Origin of the sequence: Thermomonospora catenispora, assembly GCF_006363815.1 — a bacterium.
Taxonomy (GTDB): Bacteria; Actinomycetota; Actinomycetes; order Streptosporangiales; family Streptosporangiaceae; genus Thermomonospora; species Thermomonospora catenispora.
In genome coordinates this window covers 1-8,443 of sequence record NZ_RRYT01000065.1, presented here as the reverse complement: position 1 = coordinate 8,443, position 8,443 = coordinate 1, and the positions used below count along the sequence as shown (strand labels likewise).

General features: G+C 75.2%; 8 protein-coding genes. 3 read left to right on the top strand and 5 right to left on the bottom strand.

Annotation, left to right across the window (positions count from 1 at the left end; all coding sequences use genetic code 11):
• Both EIO00_RS23650 and EIO00_RS23645 read left to right on the top strand, forming a co-directional pair.
• The coding region (locus tag EIO00_RS23650) for an acyl-CoA dehydrogenase family protein (protein WP_140182594.1) at positions 1-842 on the top strand (842 nt) is incomplete at its 5' end.
• The gene (locus tag EIO00_RS23645; protein ID WP_140182592.1) at positions 839-1,936 is read left to right on the top strand and encodes an acyl-CoA dehydrogenase family protein; all 1,098 of its coding nucleotides are present in this window, start codon (positions 839-841) and stop codon (positions 1,934-1,936) included. The genes EIO00_RS23650 and EIO00_RS23645, both read left to right, overlap by 4 nt.
• Positions 1,937-2,071: 135 nt before the next feature.
• Here the strand turns inward: EIO00_RS23645 and EIO00_RS23640 are convergent, their stop codons facing one another.
• From EIO00_RS23640 to EIO00_RS23620, 5 genes are all read right to left on the bottom strand, one after another.
• Positions 2,072-3,298 carry a PucR family transcriptional regulator gene (locus EIO00_RS23640; RefSeq protein WP_140182590.1) on the bottom strand — a complete coding sequence of 409 codons (1,227 nt, stop codon included), beginning with the start codon at positions 3,296-3,298 and terminating at the stop codon, positions 2,072-2,074.
• Positions 3,299-3,514: 216 nt separating this feature from the next.
• The gene (locus EIO00_RS23635) at positions 3,515-3,883 is read right to left on the bottom strand and encodes an MmcQ/YjbR family DNA-binding protein (RefSeq protein WP_140182588.1); all 369 of its coding nucleotides are present in this window, start codon (positions 3,881-3,883) and stop codon (positions 3,515-3,517) included.
• Positions 3,884-3,950: 67 nt separating this feature from the next.
• Positions 3,951-5,435 (bottom strand): B12-binding domain-containing radical SAM protein, encoded by a 1,485-nt coding sequence (locus tag EIO00_RS23630; RefSeq protein ID WP_241661561.1) that lies wholly within the window; start codon positions 5,433-5,435, stop codon positions 3,951-3,953.
• A 190-nt stretch (positions 5,436-5,625) separates the two neighbouring features.
• Positions 5,626-6,615 (bottom strand): sensor histidine kinase, encoded by a 990-nt coding sequence (locus EIO00_RS23625; RefSeq protein ID WP_175596322.1) that lies wholly within the window; start codon positions 6,613-6,615, stop codon positions 5,626-5,628.
• Positions 6,612-7,286, bottom strand: coding sequence for a response regulator transcription factor (locus tag EIO00_RS23620; protein WP_140182586.1), 675 nt, complete (start codon positions 7,284-7,286; stop codon positions 6,612-6,614). Before EIO00_RS23620 ends, EIO00_RS23625 begins: the two co-directional genes overlap by 4 nt.
• A 102-nt stretch (positions 7,287-7,388) precedes the next feature.
• Here EIO00_RS23620 and EIO00_RS23615 point away from each other — a divergent pair.
• The coding region (locus tag EIO00_RS23615; RefSeq protein WP_161602791.1) for a serpin family protein at positions 7,389-8,443 on the top strand (1,055 nt) is incomplete at its 3' end.

Sequence of the window (8,443 nt, the reverse complement as noted above, 5' to 3'; positions counted from 1 at the left end):
GCGAGCCCGGCGCCGGCTCCGACCTGGCCTCGCTGGCCACCCGCGCCGAACGCGACGGCGACCACTGGATCGTCAACGGCCAGAAGGTGTGGACCTCCGGCGCGCACAAGGCCCGCTGGGCGATCCTGGTGGCCCGCACCGACCCCGACGTGCCCAAGCACCGCGGTCTGACGTACTTCCTGTGCGACATGACCGACCCGGGCGTGGAGGTCCGGCCGCTGCGGCAGATCACCGGCGAGGCCGAGTTCAACGAGGTCTTCCTCACCGACGTGCGGATCCCCGACTCGCTGCGGCTGGGCGAGGTGGGCGAGGGCTGGCGGGTCGCCACCGCCACCCTGATGAACGAGCGCGTCGCCATCGGCAGCGGCAGCGACCCCGGCCGCGAGAGCGGCATGATCGGGGTCGTCGCCCGCACCTGGCGGCAGCGGCCGGAGCTGCGGACCCCCGAGCTGCACGCCCGGCTGATGCGGCTGTGGGTGGAGGCCGAGGTCGCCCGGCAGACCGGCCGGCGGCTGCGGCAGAAGCTGGCCGCCGGGCAGCCCGGCCCCGAGGGCTCGGCGGCCAAGCTCACCTTCGCCCGCCTGGCGCAGCAGCTGTCCGGCCTGGAGCTGGAGCTGCTCGGCGCCGAGGGCCTGCGGTACGGCGACTGGACGATGAAGCGTCCCGAGGTGGTGGAGTTCACCGGCAAGGACGCCGGCTACCGCTACCTGCGCGCCAAGGGCAACTCCATCGAGGGCGGCACCTCGGAGATCCTGCGCAACATCATCGCCGAACGCGTGCTGGGCCTGCCCCCCGAGCCGCGCACCGACAAGGACGTCCCGTGGAAGGACCTGCCCCGATGAGCGAGCTGGATCTGCTCTACACCGACGTCGAGGAGTCGGTGCGCGACAGCGTGCGGTCCCTGCTGGCCAAGCGGTCCACGCCCGACCGGGTGGTCAAGGTCTACGACGGCGACCGCTCCGGGCTCGCCGAGCTGTGGCGGGCGCTGGCGAGCGAGCTGGGCCTGGCCGCGCTGCTGATCCCCGAGGAGCACGGCGGGGCGGGCGCCTCGGCCCGCGAGGCCGCCGTGGTGCTGGAGGAGCTGGGCCGCCACGTCACGCCGGTGCCGTTCTTCACCAGCGCGGTCGTGGCCACCACGGCGCTGCTGGAGGCGGGCGCGACCGAGCGGCTGGGCGAGCTGGCCGCCGGGGAGCGGACCGCCGCGCTGGCGGTGCCGTTCTCCACCGCCCCGGGCGGGCGGATCCCCGCGGTCGGTCTCGACGGGACGCTGCAGGGGTCGGTGCACGCGGTGGCGGGCGCGTTGGAGGCGGACCTGCTGCTGGTCCCCGTACGGACCGGCGACGGCCTGGAGCTGCACGAGGTGAGCGGCGGGGACGCCCGGATCACGCCGGTGACGTCGCTGGACATGACCCGGCAGATCGCCGACGTGGACCTCACCGGCGTCTCCTCCCGCCGGGTCGCCGGCGCGGAGACGACCGAACGGGCGCTGGTCCGGGCGCTGGAGGCCGGCGCCGCGCTGCTGGCCTCCGAGCAGTACGGGGTGGCCCAGTGGTGCCTGGACACCACCCTCGACTATCTGAAGGTCCGCCGCCAGTTCGGCCGCATCGTCGGCGGCTTCCAGGCGCTCAAGCACCGCCTCGCCGACCTGTACGTCACGGTCGAGTCGGCCCGCGCCGCCGCCCGCAACGCCGCCGCCGCGATCGCCGCCGACGACCCGGACCGGTCGGTGGCCGCCTCGGTCGCTCAGGCGTACTGCGCCGACGCGGCCGTCCTGGCCGCCGAGGAGGCGATCCAGCTCCACGGCGGCATCGGCATGACCTGGGAGCACCCGGCGCACCTGTATCTCAAGCGCGCCAAGGCCGACCAGATCGCCCTCGGCACCCCGGGCGCCCACCACGCCCGCCTGGCCGCCCTGGTCGACCTGCCGGCCGCCTGACGCGCCGGGGACGAAGGACGCCGTCGCGCCGAGGCCGCGCCCGGCGCGGTGACCGGTCGCCCGCCGCGACCCGCCGCGCCGGGCCGGCCCCGGATCGGCTCCGGGCCGGTCCCGGGTCCGGCCGGGGCCGCGCGTTCAGTCCCGGTCCCGTCCGCCCAGGTCGTGGCCGGAGGCGATGAGCCCCAGCGACAGCTCCAGCCGGTCCCGGGCGTTCTGCAGGTCGCGGCCGGTGAGGGACTCGATCTGCTTGACCCGGTAGATGACCGTGTTGCGGTGGCAGAACAGCGCCTGCGCGGCCTGGGTGGGGGAGCCGTTGCACTCCAGCAGGGCCGCCAGGGTGCGCAGCAGCACGTCCCGGTGGTTGGGCGGCTGGGCCAGCAGCGGCCCGATGGTCTCCCGCACCAGCACCGGCACGACCTCCGGGCTGCCGGTGACCAGCACCTCCGGCAGCCGCCCGCGCACCGTCGCGATCTGCTGCGCGCCGCGCGGCAGCGACTCGGCGGCGCGGGCCGCCAGCCGGTAGGCGGTGGCGAACCCGGTGACGCCCTCCGGCGCCTCGGCCACCCCGACCCGGCCCGCCACCCCGGGCCGCAGCGCCTCCACCAGCTCGTCCACGGTCAGGCCGGGGTGCGAGACCAGCCCGAAGTAGGCGCCGCCCCGCACATGCCAGTGGGAGAGCACCCCCAGCCTCTCCAGCCGGTCCTGCGGCCCCCGCAGCGGCTCGTCCGGCGGATCCTCCAGCAGCGCCACCACGCACGCCACCGGGTCCCCGGGGGCCAGCCCCAGCACCTCCCGCGCCTCCTTGGAGAACAGCGGGTCGGTGCCGCGCCCGTCCACCAGCCCGTCCAGGAAGTTCTGCCGCCGCTGCAGGTCGCGCCGCTGCAACCGGGCGCTCTCGGTGCGGTAGGAGTCGACCAGGGTGGCGTTCTGGACGTCCAGGGCCGCCCACAGCCGCTGCCCGGCCAGCAGCAGCAGATGCTCGTCGACGTCGATCTCGCCGTTCCAGCGCAGCCGCAGCAGCGCCTCCCACAGCATCCGCGACCCGAGGTTGTAGGCGTTCAGCACCCGGTCCATCGGCACGCCCTGCCGCGCCCGGATCCGCCCGGTCTCCCGCCACAGGTCGATCGGCTGCTCGTCCGGCCGCGCCACCCCCGCCATCGCCGCCAGCCCGCGCCGCACGTGCTCCCGCGCCCCGCGCCGCTGGTCGGCCTGCAGCTCCGGGGTCTGCTCCGCCCAGTAGGGGTCGGACTCCATCAGGGCCTGGGTGATGGACTCGGCGATCTGGTCGGCGTACGGCAGCAGCAGCGCCCACGTCCGCGCGATGGCCCGCTCGGTCTCCGGATCGAACCGCGGAATCCGCACCGCACCCCCAACCTGCCGCATCCGCAGAGCACGCCGCCCCTCACGGGCGTCCCGCCGCGGACCGCACCGTACGTCCTTTTTGTCATTGTGTGCGCATCGCCCGTCCCGGCCAGCGCGCCCGGGAGGCCGAGACGGCCCGCGAGGGGCGGCCGGGCGGCGTTCCCCCGCGCCCGGGAGGCCGCCCGGGCCGGTGCGCCGGAGCGCGGGGAAGGCCGCTCAGCGGTCCGGGGCGGGCGGGCGCAGCCGTCGGGGCAGGCCCGCCGCCACCAGGTCGTAGGACTGCCGGAGCAGGGCGAGCACCTCGGCGGAGTCGAGGGCGCCGTCCAGGACGATCGTGTTCCAGTGCCGCTTGTTGAGGTGGTGGCCGGGGAGCACGTGCCGGGGGTACTCGGCGCGCAGCGCCAACCCCTCCTCGGGGTCGAGCTTGACGCTGAGCCTGGGCGGCTGGGCGTCCTCGGCGAGGAGGGCGAACATCTTCCCGCCGACCTTGTAGACGCCGGTGGACCCGCCGAACGGGTACTCCTTGACGCCGCCCAGGAACCTCTCGCAGTAGTCGGTGACGGCCTGATACAGCTCCTCGCTCATCCGCCGATGCTCGCACACGCCGGTGACGGAACGGACGCGTCGCAGACGGTGCGGGCGGGCCGGGCGGTCAGGAGGCCCCGCCGGGAACCCGGTCGGCGCCGGCGGACGATCGCGACGCGGCCGACGACCGCGCCGCGGTCTCGCCCGAGGAGGCCGACGGCCGCGCGGCGGAGGCCTCGCGCGCGGAGGCCGGCGGGCGGCCGCCCGCCAGGATCGTCTCCAGCAGGGGCAGGGCCCGGCCGACCTGCCCGGCCCGGATGACCAGGTCCCAGGCGGGTTCGAACTTCTTCCAGCCGCCCGCATAAGCCAGGTGGCGCAGCCTGCCGGTCAGGGTCGGCTTGGCGGCGGCGCCGCGCAGGATCGACCCCCACCGGTAGAAGTCGCGGTAGGCCCGCCGGTAGCCGTCCTGAAGCTCCCGGGCGGTCATCCGGGCCGGGGTGAAGACCACGTGGCGGGTGTCGTAGCGGTCCCAGTCCGAGTGCAGCAGCCGCCCGGCCCGGGCCATCCGCTCATGCAGCCGGGTGCCGGGATAGGGGGTCAGGATGTGGAAGGTGGCGGTCTCGACGCCGTGGTCGATCGCCCATGCGACGGTGCGGTCGAACACGCCGGCGTCGTCGTGGTCCATGCCGAAGACGAAGCTGCCGTTGACCATCACCCCGTGCTCGTGCAGCCGCCGGATCGCCGCGCCGTAGTCCCGGTCGATGTTCTGCCACTTGCGCTGGTCGGCCAGGTTGGCGGCGTTGACGGTCTCGAAGCCGACGAACAGGCTGCGCAGCCCCGCCTCCACGGCCTTCTCCAGCAGCCCCGGGCGCAGCACCGCCTGCACCGTCCCGGCCGCCTGCCACAGCCGTCCCATCCCGCGCATCCCCTCGAACAGGGCGGTGGCGAACCGGGCGTTGCCGAACAGGTGGTCGTCCAGGAAGTACAGGTGCCGTCCCGGCAGCCGGTCGATCTCGGCGAGCGCCGCGTCCACGGTCTGGGTGTAGAACGACTTGCCGCCGGCGAAGAACGCCTCCTTGTAGCAGAAGTCGCACACGTGCGGGCAGCCGCGGGAGACCACGATCGAGTTCGGCACCAGGTAGCGGCGGCGGTCGATCAGGTCGCGGCGGACGGGCGGCAGGTCGGCCAGGGTGCGCTCGGTGGAGCGGTAGCGGGGCGCCGGCCGACCGGCGCGCAGGTCGGCCAGGAACCGCGGCCAGGTGTCCTCGCCCGGACCGATGAAGACGGTGTCGGCGTGCCGGGCGGCCTCCTCCGGCAGCGACGTCACATGCAGCCCGCCCAGGCAGACGTGAGCGCCGCGCGCCCGGTACAGGTCGGCCAGCTCGTAGGCGCGGCGCGCGGAGGTGATGTAGACCTGGATCACCACCAGGTCGGGCTCGTCGGAGGTGTCGACCTTCTGCACGTGCTCGTCGGTGATCGTCACCTCGTCGTCGGGGTCCAGATAGCCGGCCAGCGTGGCCAGCCCGAGCGGCGGGAACAGCGAGTACTTGATCGGCCGGAACAGCGGCGAGGTCGCCTCGGTCAGGGCGGGCAGGATCATCTTCACGCGCACGGCGGCTCCTCGGGATCGGGTCACCGACCTGGATACCGGCCCCTGAGGCACCGTCGGTGGGGGTCGTGGGCGGGTTCCGTGCAGGAATCGTGAAGATCGACGAGAGCGGTCCGCGTCCGCCGCGCGGCGGGCGGGATGGGCCGCGAGGGGAGACCGCGGGGGCGTCGCGGGACGCGGGAGGGCGCCGTGGTCAGGTCGCGTCCGGGATCAGGACGCGGATGCGGCAGCCGCGCGGGGCGTCCGCCACCTCGATGCGCCCGCCGTGCAGCTCCACCGCCCAGCGGGCGATGGCCAGGCCGAGGCCGGTGCCGCCGTCGGAGCCGTAGGGGGCGCCGCGGGAGAACCGTTCGAACACCCGGTCCCGCTGGTCCGGCGGGATGCCCGGCCCGTCGTCGGCGACCTCCAGCACCAGGGCGGCGCGCGCGGCGCGGGCGGTGACGGCGACCTCGCCTCCTCCGTGCCGGGCGGCGTTGTCCAGCAGGTTGGCCACCACCTGGTGCAGCCGGTCCCGGTCGGCCCGCACCGTCAGCCCGGCGGGCGCCTCGGCGGTGAAACGGACCCGGGGATGCGCGACCCGGGCCTGGTCGACGGCGTCGTCCAGGAACGGACGGACGGGGAAGCGGGTGCGCTCCAGGAACCGTCCGCCCTCGTCGAGCCGGGACAGGTCCAGCAGCTGAGCCACCAGACGTTCGAGCCGTTCGGTCTGGTCCAGCGCGACCCGCAGCGTCTGCGGCCGGACCGGGGTCACCCCGTCGGCGATGTTCTCCAGCTGAGCGTGCAGAGCGCTGATCGGCGTCCGCAGCTCGTGGGAGACGTTGGCGATGAACTCGCGCCGTCGCCGGTCCACCTCGGCCAGGTCGTCGGCCATGCTGTTGAAGGCGCGGGCCAGCTCGCCGACCTCGTCGCGGGAGCTGGCCCGCACCCGCCGGTCGTAGCGTCCCCGGGCCATCGCCCGCGCCACCGCGGTCATCTCCCGCAGCGGGGACGTCATGCCGTGCGCCAGCAGCTGGGTGACCGCCAGCGAGACCAGCACGGCCACCGGCAGGGCGTAGCGGCCCCGGATGCCCGCCTCCAGCGCCTCCTTCAACACCAGGGCGGTGGCGCAGGTGCTGGCCGCCACCAGCAGGCCCAGCTTGAGCTTGATGGAGCGCAGCGGGTCGAGCGGGCGGGGGATCCTCACGGGGCCTCCACCGCGTATCCGACGCCGTGCACGGTCCGGATGACCTCGCCGCCGAGCTTGCGGCGCAACGCCTTGACGTGGCTGTCGACGGTGCGCGTCCCGTGCCCCGCCGCCCAGCCCCAGACCCGCTCCAGCAGCTCGGCCCGGGAGAACACGGTGCCGGGGGAGCCGGCCAGGAAGGCCAGCAGCTCGAACTCCGTCGGCGTCAGATGCACCTCGGTCCCGTCGCGCCGCACCCGCCGCGCCGCCCGGTCCACCTCCAGGCCGCCGAGCCGGATCACCGGGCGCGGCTCGGTCCGCATCCGCTCCACCCGGCGCAGCAGCGCTCGCACCCGGGCCACCAGCACCCGCATGCTGAACGGCTTGGTGAGGTAGTCGTCGGCGCCCACGCCCAGCCCGACGAGCTGGTCGGTCTCGTCGCTGCGCGCGGTGAGCATCAGCACCGGCACGGGACGCTCGGCCTGGATCCGCCGGCACACCTCCAGCCCGTCCAGGCCGGGCAGCATGACGTCCAGCACGACGAGGTCCGGCGGACGCCGGTGGAACCGGTCGACGGCCCCGGGTCCGTCACGGGCGACCTCGACGTCGAAGCCCTCCGCCCGCAGCCGCTCGGCCACCGCATCGGCGATGGCCGGTTCGTCCTCCACGACCAGGATGCGGTGACTTGGCACGTGCCAACTCTAGAAGTCCGATGACCTGATCGGAATTGCGATTGTCCCGCTCCGCGGGCGATGCGACGATCCTGCCGGGAAGACGGGGGAGAAGGACATCGCATGACTGGTGACGGCAGGGCACCGATCGCATCGGTCAACGGGCTGACCGTGCGCTGGGCCGCGGCGGCCTGCCGGGGGACGGAGTCGGTCGTGCTCTCCGGCGCGGGGGTCTGGCCCCTGCTGGCGTTCCTGGCCGCCGGCGCCGCCGGAGCGGGCCGGGCCGAGCTGGAGCGGGCCGTCGGGGTGAACGCCGCCGACGCCGCTCCGGCCGCCCGCGCCGTGCTGGAGACGCTGGAGGCGTCCTCGGCGGTCCGTTCCGCGTTGGGCCTGTGGACCGGGGCCGGGCTGACGCTGCGGCCGGAATGGGTCGGGCAGATCCCGGCGGACGCCCGCGGCGAGCTGACCGGGGACCCCGACCGGGACCGCGAGCGGCTGGACGCCTGGGCCGGCGAGCGGACCGACGGGCTCATCCCCGCCCTGCCGGTCACGGTCGACGAGGACACGCGGCTGGTGCTGGCCGGCGCGCTCACCGTCGACACCACCTGGGACCAGCCGTTCACCGAAGGGCCGGAGCAGATCTCCTCCGGCCCCTGGGCCGGGCGGCGGATCGCCGCGCTCCGCCGCTCCACCTGGGCGCTGGAGGACCTGCGGGCGGCCGACACCCCGGGCGGGCCGCTGACCATGCTGCGCGTCACCGGCTCGGGGGAGATCGACGTCCACCTGCTGCTGGCGGAGCCCGACCGGCCCGCCGCGGAGGTGCTCGCCGCCGGGGCCGCCGCGCTGGCCGGGCGGCACCCCGTCGCCGACGGCTCCGCCCTGCCCGAGGGCGAGGCGGCCCCCGGGGTCGTCGTCCGCGTCCTGGAGAGCTTCACCCCCGGCGACCTCCTGCATCAGACGGTGCCGCGGTTCACCGTCGCCTCCTCCCACGACCTGCTCCGCACGGCCGAGGTGTTCGGCCTGCAGAGCGTGACCGACACCGCCCGCGGCCACTTCCCCGGCATCAGCGCCGAACCGCTCGCCCTCGGCCAGGGCAGGCAGGACGCCCTCGCCTCGTTCCAGGCCCTGGGCTTCCGGGCCGCCGCGGTCACCGCCTTCTCCGGCGTGGTCGGGGCGGC